At 62.1% G+C, this 18803-nt stretch carries 18 protein-coding genes and 1 tRNA gene; 14 read left to right on the forward strand and 5 right to left on the reverse strand.

Annotation, left to right across the window (positions count from 1 at the left end; genetic code table 11):
- Positions 1 to 133 precede the first annotated feature (133 nt).
- The 4 genes from serS to NKJ46_RS17305 all read left to right on the forward strand — a co-directional run bounded on the left by serS (position 134) and on the right by NKJ46_RS17305 (position 4739).
- Positions 134 to 1525, forward strand: a complete 1392-nt coding sequence (gene serS / locus NKJ46_RS17290; protein WP_352666056.1) for a serine--tRNA ligase — start codon at positions 134 to 136, stop codon at positions 1523 to 1525.
- Positions 1525 to 2283, forward strand: coding sequence for a 5'/3'-nucleotidase SurE (gene surE, locus NKJ46_RS17295; protein ID WP_352666057.1), 759 nt, complete (start codon positions 1525 to 1527; stop codon positions 2281 to 2283). The genes serS and surE overlap by 1 nt, the downstream gene beginning before the upstream one ends.
- A complete protein-coding gene (locus NKJ46_RS17300) occupies positions 2280 to 2945 on the forward strand; it encodes a protein-L-isoaspartate(D-aspartate) O-methyltransferase (RefSeq protein WP_352490590.1) in 666 nt (221 codons plus the stop codon). The genes surE and NKJ46_RS17300 overlap by 4 nt, the downstream gene beginning before the upstream one ends.
- Before the next feature lie 261 nt (positions 2946 to 3206).
- Positions 3207 to 4739: a peptidoglycan DD-metalloendopeptidase family protein gene (locus NKJ46_RS17305; protein ID WP_352666058.1), complete on the forward strand. Its 1533-nt coding sequence runs from the start codon at positions 3207 to 3209 to the stop codon at positions 4737 to 4739.
- Positions 4740 to 4836: 97 nt separating this feature from the next.
- Here the strand turns inward: NKJ46_RS17305 and NKJ46_RS17310 are convergent, their stop codons facing one another.
- A complete protein-coding gene (locus NKJ46_RS17310; RefSeq protein ID WP_352666059.1) occupies positions 4837 to 5712 on the reverse strand; it encodes an ATP-binding protein in 876 nt (291 codons plus the stop codon).
- 295 nt (positions 5713 to 6007) lie between these two features.
- Here NKJ46_RS17310 and yajC point away from each other — a divergent pair, with 295 nt between their 5' ends.
- The 5 genes from yajC (at position 6008) to NKJ46_RS17335 (ending at position 11362) form a co-directional block, all read left to right on the forward strand.
- On the forward strand, positions 6008 to 6346 hold the full coding sequence (gene yajC, locus NKJ46_RS17315) for a preprotein translocase subunit YajC (RefSeq protein ID WP_352666084.1): 339 nt from the start codon (positions 6008 to 6010) through the stop codon (positions 6344 to 6346).
- 52 nt (positions 6347 to 6398) lie between these two features.
- On the forward strand, positions 6399 to 7463 hold the full coding sequence (locus tag NKJ46_RS17320; protein ID WP_352666060.1) for a SecDF P1 head subdomain-containing protein: 1065 nt from the start codon (positions 6399 to 6401) through the stop codon (positions 7461 to 7463).
- A gap of 88 nt (positions 7464 to 7551) precedes the next feature.
- On the forward strand, positions 7552 to 10104 hold the full coding sequence (gene secDF / locus NKJ46_RS17325) for a protein translocase subunit SecDF (protein WP_352666061.1): 2553 nt from the start codon (positions 7552 to 7554) through the stop codon (positions 10102 to 10104).
- Between the two features lie 15 nt (positions 10105 to 10119).
- Entirely contained in the window at positions 10120 to 10509 is a 390-nt protein-coding gene (locus NKJ46_RS17330) for an Mth938-like domain-containing protein (protein ID WP_352666062.1), read from the forward strand.
- Between the two features lie 25 nt (positions 10510 to 10534).
- Positions 10535 to 11362: a phytoene/squalene synthase family protein gene (locus NKJ46_RS17335; RefSeq protein WP_502903414.1), complete on the forward strand. Its 828-nt coding sequence runs from the start codon at positions 10535 to 10537 to the stop codon at positions 11360 to 11362.
- Positions 11363 to 11388: 26 nt separating this feature from the next.
- Here NKJ46_RS17335 and trmFO read toward each other — a convergent pair whose 3' ends face one another.
- The 3 genes from trmFO to NKJ46_RS17350 form a co-directional block, all read right to left on the reverse strand.
- The gene (gene trmFO / locus NKJ46_RS17340) at positions 11389 to 12798 is read right to left on the reverse strand and encodes a methylenetetrahydrofolate--tRNA-(uracil(54)-C(5))-methyltransferase (FADH(2)-oxidizing) TrmFO (RefSeq protein ID WP_352666064.1); all 1410 of its coding nucleotides are present in this window, start codon (positions 12796 to 12798) and stop codon (positions 11389 to 11391) included.
- A 371-nt stretch (positions 12799 to 13169) separates the two neighbouring features.
- A complete protein-coding gene (locus NKJ46_RS17345) occupies positions 13170 to 13310 on the reverse strand; it encodes a DUF1127 domain-containing protein (RefSeq protein WP_023678914.1) in 141 nt (46 codons plus the stop codon).
- Between the two features lie 48 nt (positions 13311 to 13358).
- The gene (locus NKJ46_RS17350) at positions 13359 to 13499 is read right to left on the reverse strand and encodes a DUF1127 domain-containing protein (RefSeq protein WP_091596947.1); all 141 of its coding nucleotides are present in this window, start codon (positions 13497 to 13499) and stop codon (positions 13359 to 13361) included.
- Positions 13500 to 13722: 223 nt separating this feature from the next.
- On the opposite strand from NKJ46_RS17350, the gene NKJ46_RS17355 reads away from it, so the two are divergent.
- Both NKJ46_RS17355 and NKJ46_RS17360 read left to right on the forward strand, forming a co-directional pair.
- Positions 13723 to 14841 (forward strand): DUF2157 domain-containing protein, encoded by a 1119-nt coding sequence (locus tag NKJ46_RS17355; protein WP_352666065.1) that lies wholly within the window; start codon positions 13723 to 13725, stop codon positions 14839 to 14841.
- Positions 14838 to 15422, forward strand: a complete 585-nt coding sequence (locus NKJ46_RS17360; RefSeq protein WP_352666066.1) for a GDYXXLXY domain-containing protein — start codon at positions 14838 to 14840, stop codon at positions 15420 to 15422. The genes NKJ46_RS17355 and NKJ46_RS17360 overlap by 4 nt, the downstream gene beginning before the upstream one ends.
- 87 nt (positions 15423 to 15509) lie before the next feature.
- On the opposite strand, the gene NKJ46_RS17365 is transcribed toward NKJ46_RS17360, so the two are convergent.
- Positions 15510 to 15594 (reverse strand) — tRNA-Leu (locus tag NKJ46_RS17365).
- Between the two features lie 343 nt (positions 15595 to 15937).
- On the opposite strand from NKJ46_RS17365, the gene tig reads away from it, so the two are divergent.
- The 3 genes from tig (at position 15938) to NKJ46_RS17380 (ending at position 18664) form a co-directional block, all read left to right on the forward strand.
- A complete protein-coding gene (gene tig / locus NKJ46_RS17370) occupies positions 15938 to 17413 on the forward strand; it encodes a trigger factor (protein WP_352666085.1) in 1476 nt (491 codons plus the stop codon).
- Positions 17414 to 17573: 160 nt separating this feature from the next.
- The gene (locus NKJ46_RS17375) at positions 17574 to 18098 is read left to right on the forward strand and encodes a hypothetical protein (RefSeq protein WP_352666067.1); all 525 of its coding nucleotides are present in this window, start codon (positions 17574 to 17576) and stop codon (positions 18096 to 18098) included.
- Between the two features lie 212 nt (positions 18099 to 18310).
- Positions 18311 to 18664, forward strand: a complete 354-nt coding sequence (locus NKJ46_RS17380) for a c-type cytochrome (RefSeq protein WP_502899365.1) — start codon at positions 18311 to 18313, stop codon at positions 18662 to 18664.
- Positions 18665 to 18803 lie beyond the last annotated feature (139 nt).

Raw genomic sequence — 18803 nt, forward strand, 5'->3', positions numbered from 1 at the left:
GAAGGAACTCGGCCTGACATCTTGCATCAATGAAAGATGCGGTTTACGCCCTCTGGTCTTTGTTTTGGGCATGTCGTTGTCCCAAAACCGCTGCGCACTTTTGGGCGACATGCCCCCTGAGGACGAACAGACCATGCTTGACATCAAATGGATTCGCGAGAACCCGAAGGCCCTTGTCGAGGCGCTGAAGAAGCGCTCGTGGTCGGCTGAGGATGCGCAGTCCACAGTGGATGATTTGATCGCGCGGGATGAGGCGCGGCGCGAGCATCTGACGGAGCTGCAGACAAGGCAGGAACGCCGCAACGCCGCATCGAAAGAGATCGGCAATGCCATGCGTTCGGGCGACGCGGCCCTTGCCGAACGGCTGAAGGCCGAGGTCGGCGAGATCAAGGCCTTCATCCAGAATGGCGAGGCGCGCGAGCGCGAGCTCGACAAGGCGCTGAACGATGCGTTGGCAGTGCTGCCAAACGTGCCGTTCGACGACGTGCCGGTCGGCAAGGACGAGCACGATAATGTCGTCAAGCGCGTCGTCGGCGAGGTGCCGACGCGGCCGAACTGGGTGAAGGAGCATTTTGAGATCGGCGAAACGCTCGGCATGATGGATTTCGAGCGGGCAGCAAAGCTGTCCGGCTCGCGCTTCACCGTGCTCAAAAGCGGCCTGGCACGGATGGAGCGCGCGCTCGGCCAGTTCATGCTGGACTTGCACACGACCGAACACGGCTATGAGGAGATCCAGCCGCCGCTGATGGTGCGCAATGAAGCTATGTTCGGCACGGGCCAAATGCCAAAGTTTGCTGATGATCTTTTTTTCGCCGGGTCAGTTGATGGGCTGGCCAATGTTGCTACGGCTGCGGGAGCGTCGATTGGCGAAATCGGCAAGTTCAAAGCAGCGCTGGTGGAAAACCTCCAATATGAAGGACGCTGGCTCATCCCCACGGCCGAAGTGCCGCTCACCAATCTCGTTCGCGAGGAAATCACGCCGCACGAAAAACTGCCGCTGCGCTATACCGCGCTGACGCCGTGCTTCCGCTCGGAGGCGGGGTCGGCCGGGCGTGACACGCGCGGCATGCTGCGGCAGCACCAGTTCTACAAGGTCGAGCTGGTGTCGATCACCGACCAGGAGACTTCGGTTGCCGAGCATGAGCGCATGACCGAATGCGCCGAGGAGGTGCTGAAGCGGCTCGGCCTGCCGTTCCGTACCATGACGCTTTGCACCGGCGACATGGGCTTTGGCGCGCGCAAGACCTACGACATCGAGGTCTGGCTGCCCGGCCAGAATGCCTATCGCGAGATATCGTCGTGCTCGGTATGCGGCGATTTCCAGGCGCGGCGCATGGACGCCCGCTACAAGGACAAGGATGGCAAGGGCAACCGCTTCGTCCACACGCTGAACGGTTCGGGCACCGCCGTCGGCCGCGCTCTCATTGCCGTCATCGAAAATTACCAGAACGAGGACGGCAGCGTAACCATTCCTGAAGCGCTTCGCCCTTACATGGGCGGTCTGGAAAAGATCGAATCGAAATAATGCGCATCCTTCTGACCAACGACGACGGCATCCATGCCGAGGGCCTTGCATCGCTCGAACGCATCGCCCGCACGCTGTCGGACGACGTCTGGGTGGTGGCGCCGGAACAGGACCAGTCCGGCTATGCGCATTCGCTGTCGATCTCGGAGCCGCTGCGGCTCAGGAAAATCGGCGAAAAGCACTTTGCCGTGCGCGGCACGCCGACCGACTGCGTCATCATGGGCGTGAAGAAGATCCTGCCCGAAGCGCCCGACCTGATCCTGTCCGGCGTCAATTCCGGCGCCAACATCGCCGACGACGTCACCTATTCGGGCACCGTCGCCGGCGCCATGGAAGGCGCGCTGCTCGGCGTGCGCTCGATCGCCATTAGCCAGGCCTATTCCCATGTCGGCGAGGACCGCGTCGTTCCCTACGAGACCACCGAAGCGCTGGCGCCGGCGCTGCTCGAAAAGCTAGTCGCGATGCCGTTGCCGGACGGCGTGCTGCTCAACGTCAATTTTCCGAATTGTACGCCGGAAGAGATCGCCGGAACTGTGGTCACTTCGCAGGGCAAGCTGGTCCACAGCCTGTGGGTCGACGAGCGGCGCGATGGGCGCGGCTTGCCTTACTACTGGCTGCGCTTCGGCCGCGAGCCGGTCGAGGGCAAGCAAGGCACCGACCTCCATGCCTTGCGCAATCGGCTGGTGTCGGTGACGCCGCTGCAGCTCGATCTCACCGCGCATGAAATCCGCGATCAACTGGCCAAGGCGCTCGCATGAGCTTGAACCACGCTGCAACGGTCGACGAGCGCGAAGGTTTCGCTGCCTTCCTGCTTCGCCTGCGCGGCAGGGGCACGGTTCCGAAGGCGCTGATCGCCGCCTTCGAGGCGACGCCGCGGCGCGGCTTCCTGTCTCCGCATTTCCACTCGATCGCCTGGTCGGACCGTATGCTGCCGATCGAATGCGGCGAGGCCATCGAAGGCGCCGACCTGCAGGCGGCGGTGATCGCGGCACTTGCCATCGAGCCGGGCAACCGCGTGCTTGAGATCGGCACCGGGTCCGGCTACACGGCGGCGGTGATGTCGCGGCTTGCCGCGCGGATCGTCACCATCGACCGTTACAAGACGCTGGCCGAACAGGCCCGGCAGCGCCTCGAGGCGCTCGCCATCGGCAATGTCATCGTGCGCCAGGCGGACGGTTCCAACGGGCTTGCCAACGAAGCGCCGTTCGATCGCATCGTCGCCTGGGCGGCCTTCGACAGCCTGCCGCGCTTTCTCCTCGACCAATTGTCGAGCGGCGGCATCGTCATCGCGCCGATCGGACCCGACGAAGGCGAGCAGGTGCTGGCCAAGCTGACCAAGGTCGGCAGCCGCTTCGAACGCGAGGATATCGGCCTGGTGCGGCTGCAGCCGATCCTGCGCGGCGTCGCCGCGGTGATCTAGGCTGTGTCGATATTCAGGTGAGGCCGGCCTGCAAATGGCGGCTTCCTCCGCTTCCGGTGCTCACGTACCCAAAAGTACGCTCCGCTCCGGTTCTCGGGACCCACCATTTTCGGCTCGGCCTGACCTGAATCTCAACACACCCGGCACCCGATCCCGAATATTTTAAGAAAATTTGCGCCTGATTCTACAGGTTTAACCGACCGGTAACATTAACGCGCTTTAATCACACTCAGTTGTACCGGGTCTGTGCGGGTTAGTGCGATGCAATTCAGTGTTTTGAAGGCAAACGGACGCAATCTGGCGCGTGGCTGCGCCGTCCTCATGATCGCAGGCGCTGCGACGGGGTGTAGTTCCCAGGTGGCGCGGTTCAACAGCGTCGATGACGTGTTCACCGCCTCGACCAACAACCAGCGCGCCATCATCGACAAGCAGGACGCTGCCCAGCCCTATCCGGGCGATGTTGCGGCCGCCCCGATCGACGGCAGCCACACCCAGTCGGTCAGCCGCTCAAGCCTCGAACCGGTCACGGCGCAGCAATTGCCGCCGCCGGCTCCCGCCCTGGCGCCTGCCGCCCGTCCGGTGCGCACCGCTGCCGCGCCGGCCTTGACGCCTGCCGCTCCTCGTGTCGACAGGACGGCAACCGGCACCGTCGCTCCGGCGGCAAGGCCATTCAAGAACGCCGAGCCCGACGCGCCGCGCATGGCGACGGCCGCCGGCGCGCCACATGCGACCGAGATCGTCGTCAAGGACGGCGAGACCATTTCCGGCCTGTCGCGGCGCTACGGCGTGCCGGCCGACGCCATCATGAAAGTCAACGGGCTGAGCGCGACCAAGGGGCTGAAGACCGGCCAGAAGCTCGTCATCCCGGCCTATGCGTATTCGAGCAACGGCGCCGCGCCGAAAGTCGCTGATGCCAAGCCAGCGAACGGCACCAGGCACGACCAGCCGGCCGACGCGCCGGAGAAGGTGGCCGTGCTGCCGCAGCAGCCGAAGCTCAGGGAAGGCAAGTCTGCCGCGCAAGTCGACGCGTCGGCTGCCGCGAGCCAGCCGAAGGATGGAAAGACTGCGGCGAAGGTGGCTTCGGCGGCGGCCAAGCCGGCCGGTGCCGGCGGCACTTACACGGTTCAGCAAGGCGATACGCTGTCGGCCATCGCCAGAAAGACCGGCGTCGGCGTCGTCGCGTTGAAGCAGGCGAACGGCATGCAGGATGGACTGCTCAAGATCGGCCAGACCCTGAAAGTGCCGGCGGGCGGAACCGCTGTCGTCGCCAGTGCGAAGCCGGCAAAGGTCGATCCGGTGACGACGGCCACCACCCAGCCGTCGGCCAAGGCCACGCCGACGCAAACGCTCGCCTCCTACACGCCGCCGAAGAAGGATGCGAAAGTCATCCAGCAGGCCGAGGACGACGATGCGGTAGCGCCGGATGCAACCGGCATCGGCAAGATGCGCTGGCCGGTGCGCGGCCGTGTGATCTCAAGCTTCGGCGGCGGCAAGGATGGCGTCGACATTGCCGTGCCCGAGGGGACGCCGGTCAAGGCGGCTGAAAACGGCGTCGTCATCTATGCCGGTGACGGCCTCAAGGAATTCGGCAACACGGTGCTGGTGCGGCACGAAAACGGTCTGGTCACCGTCTATGGCCATACCAGCTCGATCGAGGTGCAGCGCGGCCAGAAGGTCAAGCGCGGCCAGGAAATCGCCCTGTCCGGCATGAGCGGCACCACCGACTCGCCGAAACTGCATTTCGAAGTGCGCAAGAACTCGGCGCCGGTCGATCCTTCGACCTATCTCGAATAGAAAACGAAAAGCGATTTGCGGGCCACCTGACCTTCAGCCCGCCGAGGAAGTCCGCGCCGCAAGGTGCGGGCTTCTTCTGTTGTTCGTCCTTGAGCGGCTAATCCTTGAGCGATTTGCCGAGCCGGCCTGCCAGATCCTGGGTGAACTGCCAGGCGACGCGGCCCGAACGGCTGCCGCGCGTCGTCGCCCATTCCAGCGCCTCGGCGCGCAGCGTCTCGGGATCGATCGCGAGATCGTGATGGCGGACATAGCCGTCGATCATGTCGAGATATTCGTCCTGAGAACATTTGTGGAAGCCAAGCCACAGGCCGAAACGGTCCGACAGCGAAACCTTCTCCTCGACCGCTTCGGACGGATTGATCGCCGTCGAGCGCTCATTGTCGATCATGTCGCGCGGCAACAGATGCCGCCGGTTCGAGGTGGCATAGAAGATGACGTTGGCCGGGCGGCCCTCGACACCGCCTTCAAGAGCTGCCTTCAGCGATTTGTAGGATGTGTCGTCGTGGTCGAATGACAGGTCGTCGCAAAACAGGATGAAACGGAACGGCGCTGCCTTCAGCAGTCCCATCAGCTTCGGCAGCGTGTCGATGTCTTCGCGATGGATCTCGATAAGCTTGAGCGGCAGGTCGAGCTTTGTCGAAGCGTTGACCGCGGCGTGCACCGCCTTGACCAGCGACGATTTGCCCATGCCGCGCGCGCCCCACAACAGCACGTTGTTGGCAGCATAGCCGGAGGCGAAGCGCTCGGTGTTGTCGACCAATATGTCGCGGACGCGGTCGACACCGCGGATCAGGCCGATGTCGACGCGGTTGACCTTGAGCACCGGCTCCAGATAGCCGGGATCGGCCTGCCAGACGAAGCAATCGGCCTCGCCGAGGTCGGTTTGCGGCACCGGCGGCGGGGCGAGGCGGGCGACCGCCTCGATCAGGCGGTCGAGCTTCTGGCTCAGGATATCGATGCTGCTGTCGGTCATCTCTTGTCTTTTTTGTTTCGCATTCAGGACGGTGCGGCAGGCCAACCTACCTAATTTCAGCGGTTTCGAAACTCGTGCCAAGCATTTGTTCGGGCATGATCTTTTGCGGAAACCGAGCGTCGCTTTTCGGGATCACCCTCTAACACGGCTCACCAGGCCGGAAAAGCAGCCGATTTGCCCGGCCGCGCAGTTGCATTGGCAACGTTACCGACTATATTCCGGCCAAATTTGGCGGGGCCGTCAAATTTCCGCAAAACCGTTTGGCGGCTGTTTTTCAAAATTCAGGAGTACCTCGATGTTCGTGACACCGGCATACGCCCAAGGCATCGGCGGGGACTCGTCCGCAATGTTTATCCAGATCGTACCGTTTGCTCTGATTTTCGTGATCATGTATTTTCTGATCATCCGGCCGCAGCGCACGCAGCTGAAGAAGCGCGGCGAGATGCTTTCGGCGATCCGCCGCGGCGATACGGTGGTTACCGGCGGCGGCTTCGTCGGCAAGGTGACCAAGGTGATCGACGATAATGAGCTCGAAGTCGACCTTGGCGGCATCAAGGTGACGGCACTGCGCTCGACGATCGCCGAGGTGCGCGTCAAGGGCGAGCCGGTGGCGAACCAGAACGCCAAGAAATAACCGAATTGCCGGCGGAACGATCCGCGGGCAGGGCTCTGACGAACGACGGCATATGTTCCACCTTTGGCGCCTGAAGCTGATCCTGACGTGGCTTGCCGTAGCCAGCACGCTTATCTTCCACGCGACCAATATCTTCGCCGCCGGTTATACCATGCGACCAGAATGGCTTGCCGAAAGCCGGTCAACCGTTGAAGCAAGCCAGCAAGATGGTCCACACATCCTGCTCAGGTTGGATGTGTCCGACGTGATCGAGGGCCGGCTGAAAGCAACACGCGACGAGGTCCGGTCGCTGCTACGCGAAGCAAGGATCGGCTATACCGGCCTTGCCAGTTCGGGTCGGACCGTTCAAGTGCACATAACAGATCCGGCTCAGCTTGACCTCGCCAAGGCGACACTCAAAACGGTGACCGATCCTGTCGCGGACAGCGGTGTCCAGGAAATGACCCTGGACGACAGTGGGCCCGGCCTGCTCAAATTCACCGTAACGGATGCAGGTTTGAAGTATCGAACTTCGGCCGCGCTTGCACAGTCGGTTGAGGTCATCAAAGATCGTATCCGCGACCTGGGCGCCCACTCGGTGGTTCGGTCAACGAATGAAGACGGCATATTGGTCCGCACGTCGGGCGTTGCCGATCCGCAAAGGCTAGGACAAATTCTCACCCGGCCCGGTCACCTGAGCTTCCAGTTCGTTGATCTGTCGATGCCAGTCGACGAGGCAATCGGCGGCCGCCCGCCCGTCGGCTCGGCGGTTTTTTATTCGATGGACGATCCTCCGGTTCCCTACTTGATCGAAAATCGGGTTATCCTTTCCGGTAAAAATGTGCTGGATGCGCAAGCAACCCGCAATTTGGCGACCGATGAGCCTGTCGTCTCATTCCGGCTTGATTCCCGGGGTACGGCGCGTTTCAAATGGGCTACGACGCAGAATATCGGCAAGCCGTTTGCAGTTATATTAGACGATAAGGTTATTTCGGCGCCTGTTATCCGAGAGCCCATTGAAGGCGACACCGGTCAGATATCGGGAAATTTCACCGCTGAAAGCGCCAATGACCTCGCCTTGCTGCTGCGCACCGGCCCCTTGCCAGCAAGATTGACAATCGCCGAGGAAGCACGATAGGGCCGGCCGTGGTCAGAATTAGAAATATGCCCGTAAACCGACCGATGGCGGAACGCTGCCGCTTGTACGCCTGAACGGATAAGAACTGATGCTTTATTTTTCGCGCTTCAAGATGATCCTGATCTGGCTGGCCGTCGCCGCCACAGTGGTCCTCGCTGCGCCCAACCTTTTTTCCGCCAGCACGCTGGCCAAATTGCCCGACTGGGTGCCGAAGCGGCAGATGACGCTCGGCCTCGACCTGCAGGGCGGCTCGCACATCCTGCTCAGGATGGATCCGAACGATTTGATCAAGGATCGGCTGGAGACGACGCGCGACGAAATCAGGACGCTGCTGCGCGATGCCAAGATCGGCTATACCGGCCTTTCCGGAACGGGCCGCACGGTGCAGGTCCGCATCACCGATCCCGCACAGATCGACGCTGCCAAGACAGCCTTGAAACCATTGACCAATCCGGTGGCCGCAGGCCTGTTCAGCGGCGGCTCCATCCAGGAGATGACGCTGGATGATTCCGAGCCTGGCCTGCTCAAATTTGCCGTTACCGATGCGGGGATCAAATATCGCACCTCGACGGCGCTGACGCAGGCGATCCAGGTTGTCGAGCGTCGCGTCAACGAACTCGGCACCACCGAGCCGATCGTGCAGCGCCAAGGCGACGACCGTATCCTGGTGCAGGTGCCTGGTCTCCAGGACCCGCAGCGGCTGAAGGAAATTCTTGGCCAGACCGCCAAGCTGACGTTCCAGATGGTCGACCAATCGATGCCGGTGCAGGACGCGCTGAACGGCCGTCCGCCGCCGGGATCCTCGGTGCTGTATTCGCAGGACGACCCGCCGGTTCCGTACCTGATCGAGAACCGCGTCATCGTTTCCGGTGAAAACCTTGTCGATGCCCAGGCGACCTTCAATTCCCAGACCAACGAGCCGGTTGTTTCGTTCCGGTTCGATTCGAAAGGGGCGCAGCGGTTCGGCCAGGCGACGGCACAGAACGTCGGCAAGCTGTTTGCCATCATCCTCGACAATCAGGTGATTTCGGCACCGCAGATCCGTGAACCGATCCCGGGCGGTACCGGCCAGATATCGGGAAATTTCACCGCCGAGAGCGCCAACGACCTCGCCGTGCTGCTGCGCGCCGGCGCCTTGCCGGCGACGCTGACGGTGATCGAAGAGCGCACGGTGGGGCCGGGACTTGGCCAGGACTCCATCCATGCCGGCAAGGTCGCCGGCATCATCGGGTCGATCCTGGTGGTGGCATTCATGTTCATCGCCTACGGCTTCCTCGGCTTCCTCGCCAACATCGCGCTGGCGGTGCATGTGGCGATGATCGTCGGGCTGCTGTCGCTGCTTGGAGCGACGCTGACCTTACCCGGCATCGCCGGTATCGTGCTGACCATCGGCATGGCGGTCGATTCGAACGTTCTCATCTATGAACGCATCCGCGAGGAGCGACGTGCCGGCCGCTCGGTCATTCAGGCGATCGATACCGGTTTCAGCAAGGCGCTGGCGACCATCGTCGATTCCAACGTGACGTCGCTGATCGCGACCGTGGTGCTGTTCTGGCTCGGAACCGGGCCGGTGAAGGGCTTTGCCGTCACCTATGCCATCGGCATCCTGACCACGGTCTTCACCGCCTTCACCTTCACCCGCCTGCTGGTGTCGATCTGGCTTCGCCGCGCCCGTCCGAAGGAGTTGCCGCGGGCGCCTGTGACCTTCATTCCACCCGGCACGAAAATCCCGTTCATGGGCATCCGCCGCTGGACGTTCACACTGTCGAGCGTGCTTTCGGTGCTGTCGGTCATTGGCTTCATGACCATCGACATCAATTACGGCATCGATTTCAAGGGCGGCTCACTGATCGAGGTGCAGTCCAAGGCCGGCAATGCCGATCTGGCCGACATCCGCGGCAGGCTGACGGAACTCAATATCGGCGAAGTGCAGGTTCAGCAGTTCGGCGAGCCGAACGACGTGCTGATCCGCGTCGGTACTCAGGAGGGTGGCGAGAACGCCGAACAGACCGTCATCGACAAGGTGCGCGGCGAGCTGCAGGACCAGTATGATTTCCGCCGCGTCGAAGTGGTCGGGCCGACGGTCTCGGGCGAACTTGCCAAGCAAGGCACCATCGCCATGCTTGTCGCGTTGCTTGGTATCCTGATCTATGTCTGGTTCCGGTTCGAATGGCAGTTCGCGGTCGGCGCCATAGTTGCGACCGTGCACGACGTGGTCATGACGATCGGCTTCTTCGTCATCACCGGCCTCGAATTCAACCAGTCGTCGCTGGCGGCGATCCTCACTATCATCGGTTATTCGCTCAACGACACCATCGTCGTCTATGACCGTGTTCGCGAGGATCTGCGAAAATACAAGCGAATGCCGCTGCCGCAATTGCTGAACAACGCCATCAACGAGACGCTGTCGAGGACGACGCTGACCTCGGTGACGACGATCCTGGCGCTGCTGGCGCTGGTGCTGTTCGGCGGCGAGGTGATCCGCTCGTTCACCATGGCGATGCTGTTCGGCGTCGTATTCGGCACTTATTCGTCGATCTTTATCGCCGCGCCACTGCTTATCCTGTTCAAGCTGCGGCCGCAGGCCACAGCGTCCGATGAGGAAAAGCCGGTGGGCGGCGGCAAAGCCATAGCCACCTGACGGCTTGCCTCAAAAGTGGCCAAGGGCATCGTCATCCGCGAGGCGCATTTCCCCGGCCGCGCACCGATCGAGGCTTATGGCAATGGCGGTTTCCGCTTTGCCGACATGTCGCATCGCGGCTCGCTGCTGTGCCTGCCTTCTGGCATCTATGGCTGGGAGCCGGCCGATCCGCTGGCGCTGACGTCAGCGGATTTCACCAAGCTGTTTAATGAGGCCGACAAGGTCGAGATCCTGCTGGTCGGCAGCGGCAAGGATCTAAGGCCGTTGCCGGCGGCGTTGCGTGCTGCGCTGAAGGATGCTGGCATTTCCGCCGATCCGATGTCGACCGGGGCGGCAGTGCGGACCTATAATGTGCTGCTGGCTGAAGACCGCGCCGTGGCCGCAGCACTCATCGCCGTCGACTGACGTGGCCGAAAACACCAAAGCCGTCATGGAGACGGTGCGCGCCGCCGACCATGACCGCTATCTCGCCGCGCTCTACGCGCCCGAAGACAAGCGGGACGCGGTGTTTTCGCTCTATGCCTTCAACGCCGAAATCGCCGGCATACGCGATCGCATCCACGAGGCGCTGCCAGGGGAGGTGCGGCTGCAATGGTGGCGAGACGTCATCGCAGCCGAAGAGGATCGCGCTAAGGTCGGCCATCCCGTGGCGGACGCGCTGAGAGCGACGATTTCCGCTCACCGCCTGCCCAAGGCCGCTTTCGACAACATGCTGGAAGCGCGCATCTTCGATCTCTATGACGACCCGATGCCGTCGCGCACCGATCTCGAAGGCTATTGCGGCGAGACTGCCGCAGCACTTATCCAGCTTGCGGCGATGGTGCTCGATCCGGTCGAAGCGCCGCGCTTTGCCGAACTTGCCGGCAGGGCAGGTTGTGCGCAGGCGATGACCGGTCTCCTGCTGCTGCTGCCGCTGCACCGCAAGCGGGGACAGTGCTTTGTCCCGGCCGACATCTTGGCCGCCGCAGGAACGTCGCCGCAAGAATTCGTTACAGACGACGGCGGGCCGGGCGCGCAACGCGCAGTAGCCGCGATGGTCGCGCTGGCACGCGAGCATCTTTCCGCTTTCGAGCAGGGAGCGTCCGCTCTACCGGTTTCGCTGCGGCCGGCCTTTCTGCCACTGGCTCTGACGGGCGCCTATCTCGGCAAGATGGACGGCTCCCGCCATTCAGCGCTTGATGGCGCGGCGCGGCTGTCGGCCTTGCGCCGGCATTGGCTCTTGTTCCGGCGCGCGACGCAAGGCTGGCCGGTCGCATAGAGGCTGCGGCGCAGCCAACCCGATCGTTATTCCGCAGCTTCCGCCCGGGAAGGCAGCCCCAGCCATTCGCGGCAGTCGGCCAGAGCGCGCGATGTCACCGCGTGCCGCTTGGCGACCGTCTTGTCCTTGCCGCGCAGCCGCTTGCCTTCGATCTTTGGCGCGTCCACGGGCGGGAACAGGCCGAAATTGACGTTCATCGGCTGGAAGGAGCGCTTTCCCGTCTCGTCGTCGGAGACAATATGGCCACCGGTGATGTGGTTGAGCAATGCGCCGAACGCGGTGGTCAAGGGCGGCAGCGACGGCGCGTGGCCAAGCCGTTCTGCGGCGGCGAAACGCCCGGCAAGCAGGCCGATGGCGGCACTCTCGACATAGCCCTCGCAGCCGGTGATCTGGCCGGCAAAACGCAGGCCGGGCCGCGACTTCAACTGCAGCGAAGCGTCGAGCAGCGTCGGCGAATTGATGTAGGTGTTGCGGTGCAGGCCGCCGAGGCGGGCGAATTCGGCGTTTTCCAGCCCGGGGATGGTGCGGAATATGCGCACCTGCTCGGCGTGCTTCAGCTTGGTCTGGAAGCCGACCATGTTGTAGAGCGTGCCCAGCGCATTGTCCTGGCGAAGCTGGACGACGGCATAGGCCTTTACGGACGGATTGTGCGCATTGGTCAGCCCCATCGGCTTCATCGGCCCGTAGCGCAATGTCTCGACGCCGCGCTCGGCCATCACCTCGATCGGCAGGCAGCCGTCGAAATAGGGCGTGCCTTCCCATTGCTTGAATTCGGTTTTCTGGCCGTCGACCAGCGCCTGTACGAAGGCAAGGTACTGCTCCTTGTCCATCGGGCAATTGATGTAGTCCTTGCCGGTGCCGCCAGGCCCGACCTTGTCGTAGCGCGACTGGAACCAGCAGATATCCATGTCGATCGTGTCGAAATGGACGATTGGCGCGATGGCATCGAAGAAGGCGAGCGCGTCGGCGCCGGTTACTTCGGCGATCGATTGAGCGAGCGAAGGCGCGGTCAGCGGGCCGGTGGCGATAATCGCCTGGTCCCAATCCGCCGGCGGCAGGCCGGGCACTTCCTCGCGTCGAATGGTGATGAGCGGGTGGGCTTCGAGCTTCCGGGTTACCGCTTCGGAAAATCCGTCGCGGTCGACGGCGAGCGCACCGCCGGCCGGCACCTGGTGCGCATCGCCGGCACTCATGATCAGCGAACTGGCCAGCCGCATTTCGGCGTGCAGCAGGCCGACGGCATTGGTTTGCGCATCGTCGGAGCGGAAGGAATTGGAACAGACGAGCTCGGCCAGCCCGTCGGTCTTGTGCGCGTCGGTGCCGCGGACGGGACGCATTTCATGCAGAATAACGGGAATGCCGGCTTCGGCCGCCTGCCAGGCGGCTTCGGAGCCGGCAAGTCCGCCGCCGATAACGTGAATGGGGTTCTTGTCCATGAGCGCCGAAATAGTCGTTTGGCGCAAGGATTGCAATTGCCAGGGATGGCAGCGCAAGTGGGCTGCTGCGGGAACGACCGCCCAAAACAACAACACCCGCCGGGGGAGGAGGTCCGGCGGGTGTCGTTTTGTTGGCCGATCCTCGGGAGGAGGTGAAGATCGACCGTATTCGCCATCGCCGGGGAGGAGGTCGGCTTTGACGAAATTCTTTTCGCCGTTTGGAAGGGCGCGAAACCCGTTTTAGAAACAACGCCCGCCGGGGGAGGAGGTCCGGCGGGCGCCGTTTTTGTGGTCAACCCTCGGGAGGAGGTGAAGGCTGACCGTATCCGTCAGGGTCGGGGAGGAGGTCGACCCTGGCGAAATTCTTGTTGTTAGATCGCCCTGCGAGCGACCATCTTGATCTCGTCACGGACGATGCCGAGATCGTTGAGCTGGCGGTTCGACAGGCGACCCAGCTCGGTAACCGTCTCGCGGTAGACGCGCCAGTTACGATAGTTGCGGATCAGGTTCATTGTCGTTCTCTTTTCAAAACTGGCTCGGACCATTTGCGGTCCGAAGGATTAGACCGCCTTGCGGGCGACGTAATGAATGTCGCTGCGGCTGATGCCGAGGTCGGTCAGTTCACGGGTGCTCAGGCGGCTCAGCTCGGACACGGTGTCCCGGTAGCGGCGCCAGTTGCGATAGTTGCGGATCAGGTTCATGGTATTCTCGTTTCGTCTTTCTTTCGGATCATTCCGTCTTTGTGTGCACCGTGAAAATAGGTGGGGTCATATCGATTTAAAAGCGCTATTGGTGCATGGCAGCAATGCAAATTGTGCAATGCAACATTAACGCGCGTCCGGTTTTCCGCCCAGATCGGAAAATGCCGTTAGGTCAAACGCTTGGCCGGATGAGCTAAAAGAACCAAGGAAAGGGGGAGGGACAATGGCGAGCTATTCGTCACGGGTCAGGTCGGATATCGCGCGATGGCAGCAGGCTGGCCTGATCGACGCGCCGACAGCCGAGGCTCTAACGCGCGACGTCGAGGCAAACGAACGCAAATCGCTGAGTTTCGGCTCGATCCTGGCGATGATGGCGGCGCTGCTGTTCGGCGCAGCAGTCCTGATCTTTATCGCCGCCAACTGGGAAGTCATCCCGCGGCTGGTGCGGGTCGCGGCACTTTTTGCCGTAATCCTTGCCGGTTATGTCGGCGGCGCGGTGCTGAAGATGCGCGACCATGCGGCGATCGGCGAAGCGCTGTGGATCGTCGCAGCGGCGGCATTCGGCGGTTCGATCGCGCTGATCGGCCAGATGTATCATTTATCGGGCGACGAGGCCTCGGCCTTGATCACCTGGGGCGCCGGCACGGCGCTGGCGGCGGTGGCGCTGCGCTCAAACCCGCTGACCGTCGCTGCCGTTGGCATCGCCGATGCCTGGCTGTTCCTGAGAGGGTTCGACTACTTCCGGCGCACGGAATTTCCGCATCTCTTCGTGGTCATGGCGCTGGTTCTCTTCGCCGTTTCGTTCTGGACGCGCAGCCAGGCGGCGCGCCACCTGATCATCCTGTCGGTCCTCTTCTACCTCGTGCTGTTGGTCATGCAATACGACACGCTGCAAGTTGCCATCCCGCTCGTTGCCGCGTCGGTGCTGCTTTTTACCGCTGCGATCTTTGCTGCCGGGCCGGTCGACAGGATCTTGCAACTGGGTGGCAGGCTGCCCTTGCACGCGCTGATCGGCTTTCTCACCGGCCTAGCGATGATCCAATTCGAACTGGCGGATGAAAGCAGCTACAATAGCGGCTTCGCCATTGCCTCGGCTGTTGCGCTGGCCGGCATTGTCGCGGCGATCGTGCTGGGCGGCCGCGAGAGCCGGGGGTTGCGCTGGGTTGCCTATGCGGGCTTCGCCTTCGAACTCGCCATCATCTATGTGGTGATGCTGCAATCAATGCTCGACACGGCAGGCTTCTTCCTTGCGGCGGCGGTGCTTCTCGCCGTTCTTGCTTTCATTATCATTCGCATAGAAAAGCGCATGAACGCCCCGAACATGACAGGAGCGGCGGCATGATGACCGGCAAGAGACTGATCATCTCGGCGGTAGCCCTGGCGCTTGTCCAGATCGGCTTCCTGAGCTGGATCATCGCCGGACGCGCGGCGATCCTGCGCGACGGCAAGCAGGTCCTGCTCAAGGTCGAGCCGATCGATCCGCGCGATCTCTTGCGCGGTGACTACATTCGGCTCGGCTACGACATTTCGCGCATATCGGTGAAGCTGATCGGCAACATTCCGGCCGGCAAGCTTTCCAGCGAGGAAACGTCGATCGTGGTCAGGCTGAAGCAGGGCGCCGACGGCTATTGGGGGCCGACCGCGGCTTGGTTCGGGCAAGCGCCGGTGCCGGCAGCGTCCGGTGAAGCCGATATCGTCGGACACGTCTCCGAGGGGTGGGATATCAGCCAGGGAGAAACGACGATCGCGCCGGAGTACGGCATCGAGCGCTTCTATCTGCCGGAAGGCGAGGGGATAGCGATCCAGAACGACATGCGGGTGCGGCCGTTCGGCATCCGCGTGGCGATCGCGGCCAACGGCACGGCGCAGATCAAGGCGCTGGTGGACGGCGACAAGACGCTATTCGAGGAGCCGCTTTATTAGTCCTCCTTCGCCAAGGCTTCGGAGGGTTCCCTTCGTCTGTCGAGTTGGCTCAGGTGGCGTGCCCCCCGAAGCTCGAAGAGCGAAGGGTGGTGCGGATGAAGGGACTCGAACCCCCACGCCTTTCGGCACTGGAACCTAAATCCAGGGCGTCTACCAATTCCGCCACATCCGCATTGCCCGGCCAATCCCATGTAGCCATCATTCTGTCAATGTCAGGGCCGATATCGGCATCATTGGCCGGAATGCAAAGATGGTTGAAAATCAGCGTCGCCTGTGACAAAAGGCGTGTCGAATGTGACGGGACGCGACGATCCGCTTCTGCAGAATGTGATAAGAAGTAGGAAAAACAAAGACTTATTCACATTTTGGAGCGTATTTCTTGAAGATTTGTGCCGCGTTGGGCGGGCAGATCGCCAAGTCCCGCACCAAAAGCCATTCCCGGCAAGATTATACCGGCAGGCTGTAAACGGCAGGGGCCGTTTGACGGCCTCATTGGTGGAAACAAAGGTTTTATGATGCAGGTCACCGAAACGCTCAACTCCGGTCTCAAGCGCGAGATCAAGGTCACCGTGCCGGCCGGTGACATGGAAGCCAAGCTGATGGCGCGGCTCTCCGATGCCAGGAACAAGGTCCGCATCAACGGCTTCCGCCCTGGCAAGGTGCCGGTCCAGCATCTGCGCAAAGTCTATGGCAAATCGTTCATGGCCGAAGTGGTCAACGAGATCCTCAACGATTCGACCCGTTCGATCATCACCGGGCGCGGCGAAAAGGCCGCCATGCAGCCCGAAGTGATCATGACCGAGGACGAGAAGGAAGCCGAGAAGATCCTGGCCGGCGGCGCCGATTTCGAGTTCCGCCTGAACTACGAGGTCATTCCGCCGATCGAAATCAAGGATTTCTCCGACATCAAGGTGACGCGCCAGGTGTTCGACGTGCCGGACGAAGAGATCGACGAGCAGGTCAAGCGTGTCGCTGAATCCGCCCGCACTTACGAGCCGAAGACCGGCAAGGCCGCCGAGGGCGACCGCGTGACCATCGATTATGTCGGCAAGATTGACGGTGAAGCCTTCAACGGCGGCGCCGGCACCGATCAGCCGCTGGTACTCGGCTCGAAGGAATTCATCCCCGGCTTCGAGGACCAGCTGGTCGGCAGCAAGGCCGGCGACGAGAAGCAAATCACGGTTACCTTCCCGGAAAACTACCAGGCGGCGCATCTGGCCGGCAAGGAAGCCACTTTCGACGTGACCGTCAAGGAAGTGTCCAAGCCCGGCGAACTTGAGATCAACGACGAGATGGCCAAAAATCTCGGTCTGGAATCGCTGGAGCGCCTGCGCGAGGTGGTGCGCGGTCAGATCGAGAACCAGTTCGGCTCGATAACGCGCCAGAAAGTCAAGCGGCAGTTGCTCGACCAACTCGACGCTGCTTACTCGTTTGAGGCGCCGTCCAAGCTCGTCGAGGCCGAGTTCAACAACATCTGGAACCAGGTCAACCGCGACCTCGAAGCTGCCGGACGCACCTTTGCCGACGAAGAGACGACGGAAGAAGAGGCGCGTGCCGAATATATGCGCCTTGCCGAACGCCGCGTGCGTCTCGGCCTGGTTCTCGCCGAAATCGGCGAGAAGGCCGGCGTCACCGTGACGGACGAGGAATTGCAGCGCGGCCTGTTCGAGCAGGTGCGTCGCTATCCGGCCAACCAGCAGCAGGAGGCCTTCGAATTCTATCGCAACAATCCCGAAGCGCTGAACACGTTGCGCGCGCCGATGTTCGAAGAGAAGGTGGTCGACCATCTGCTCGGCCAGATCTCGGTCACCGATGTCAAGGTCAGCAAGGAAGAACTGCTGGCCGACGACGAGGATACGGAGACAATCAAGGCCAAGCCGGCGAAGAAGGCGGCTGCGAAAAAAGCGGATGCCAACAAGGCCGACGACGACGCTGAAGAGCCGAAGAAAAAGGCCGCGCCGAAGAAGAAGGCCGCCAAGGACGCTGAATAACGTCCCTGCTGAATTCCGAAAGGCCGCCTTCTCGAGGCGGCCTTTTTCGTTGTGGCGCAGACGCAACGGATTTCACGCATCTGGCGGTCGAGGTAGCGATACGAAGCTTTGATGATTATCTGCGCTGGGTTGCGGACCGCAGCGGTTGTTGGAGGCATCGTTGAGACAGTTCTTCGGTATCGGAAGCGTGATGGCGGCGGCGTTCCTGCTTGCGTCGGCCTGTGGGATTGCCCAGGCTGAAACCGGTCTCGACAACTGGCGGTTCGACAAGAGCAGCGATGGCCTTGTCACCGCCTCGCTTTACGCGACCAATAAGCTCATCACCGGCGGCGGCGCATTGAGCTACAGCCCGGTATTGACGATCGCCTGCCGGACCGCCGGCGAGCCACGTTGGAGCGAATGGCTGCAGCTGAGCGACACCGTTTCCGCCAGCCGAACCATCGCCATGTCGGTGACTGTCGGCCAATCCGGCAAGCTCAACGAAAGCTGGTCGGTCGGCCCGCGCAGCAGGATGCTGGTCCGCGACGGCGCCGACGGCGTCAGGCGACTGATTTCCGCGGACCGGCTGCTGTTGTCCTGGCGGTTCGGGCTGCTGTCGGGGCGCGGCACAGCCGACTTCGACCTCGCCGGAGTTGAAGAGGCGGTCGGCCGGATCGCCGCTACCTGCAACACCAAATTGCCTTGAGCAGATTGTCCGCATTAAACCTTTGCATGGTCGAACTCTACCTGCCGGCCGGGTTCTGTGGTATGTAGGTGCCGCAACTCCAGGCAGTGGATATCCGTTCTGCCATTCAAGAGCGCATTCCAGCGGACTAAATGTCGGCCTGTGCAGGTCAGCCAGGGCAAATTGGCGATCAGGGAGGAAATGCCATGCGTGCCATTGTGTTTTTTATCATCATGTCCGTCGCCACCGTCATTGCCGGCCCCTCTCGGGCACAGGATGCCGCGGCGGGTGAGAAGGTCTTCGCCAAATGCAAGGTCTGCCACGTCGCGGACAAGGACCAGAACAAGATCGGTCCGTCCTTGAACGGCGTCATCGGCCGAACGGCCGGCACGCATCCGGGGTTCAGCTATTCCAAGGCCATGACCGAGGCCGGAAAATCCGGCGTTAAATGGGACGAAGCCACGCTGACGACCTACCTTCACGATCCCAAGGCGATGGTCAAAGGAACGAAGATGGCATTCCCCGGCCTCAAGAAGGACGAGGACGTCGCCAATGTCATTGCTTATCTGAAGCAATTCTCCAAATAGCCCGGCTCTTCCGCCGGATCTTGGTATCGCAAACAGGTCGAGGCATAGCCCTCGGCCGCAATCTGCCGGCAGTGTCGGTGGGGAGCGGCTCGTTGCAAAAAAGACATTGGCCGGCTAGGCTGCCGTTCCCATCGGTGGT

This window comes from Mesorhizobium sp. M0166, from assembly GCF_040322255.1.
GTDB lineage: Bacteria > Pseudomonadota > Alphaproteobacteria > Rhizobiales > Rhizobiaceae > Mesorhizobium.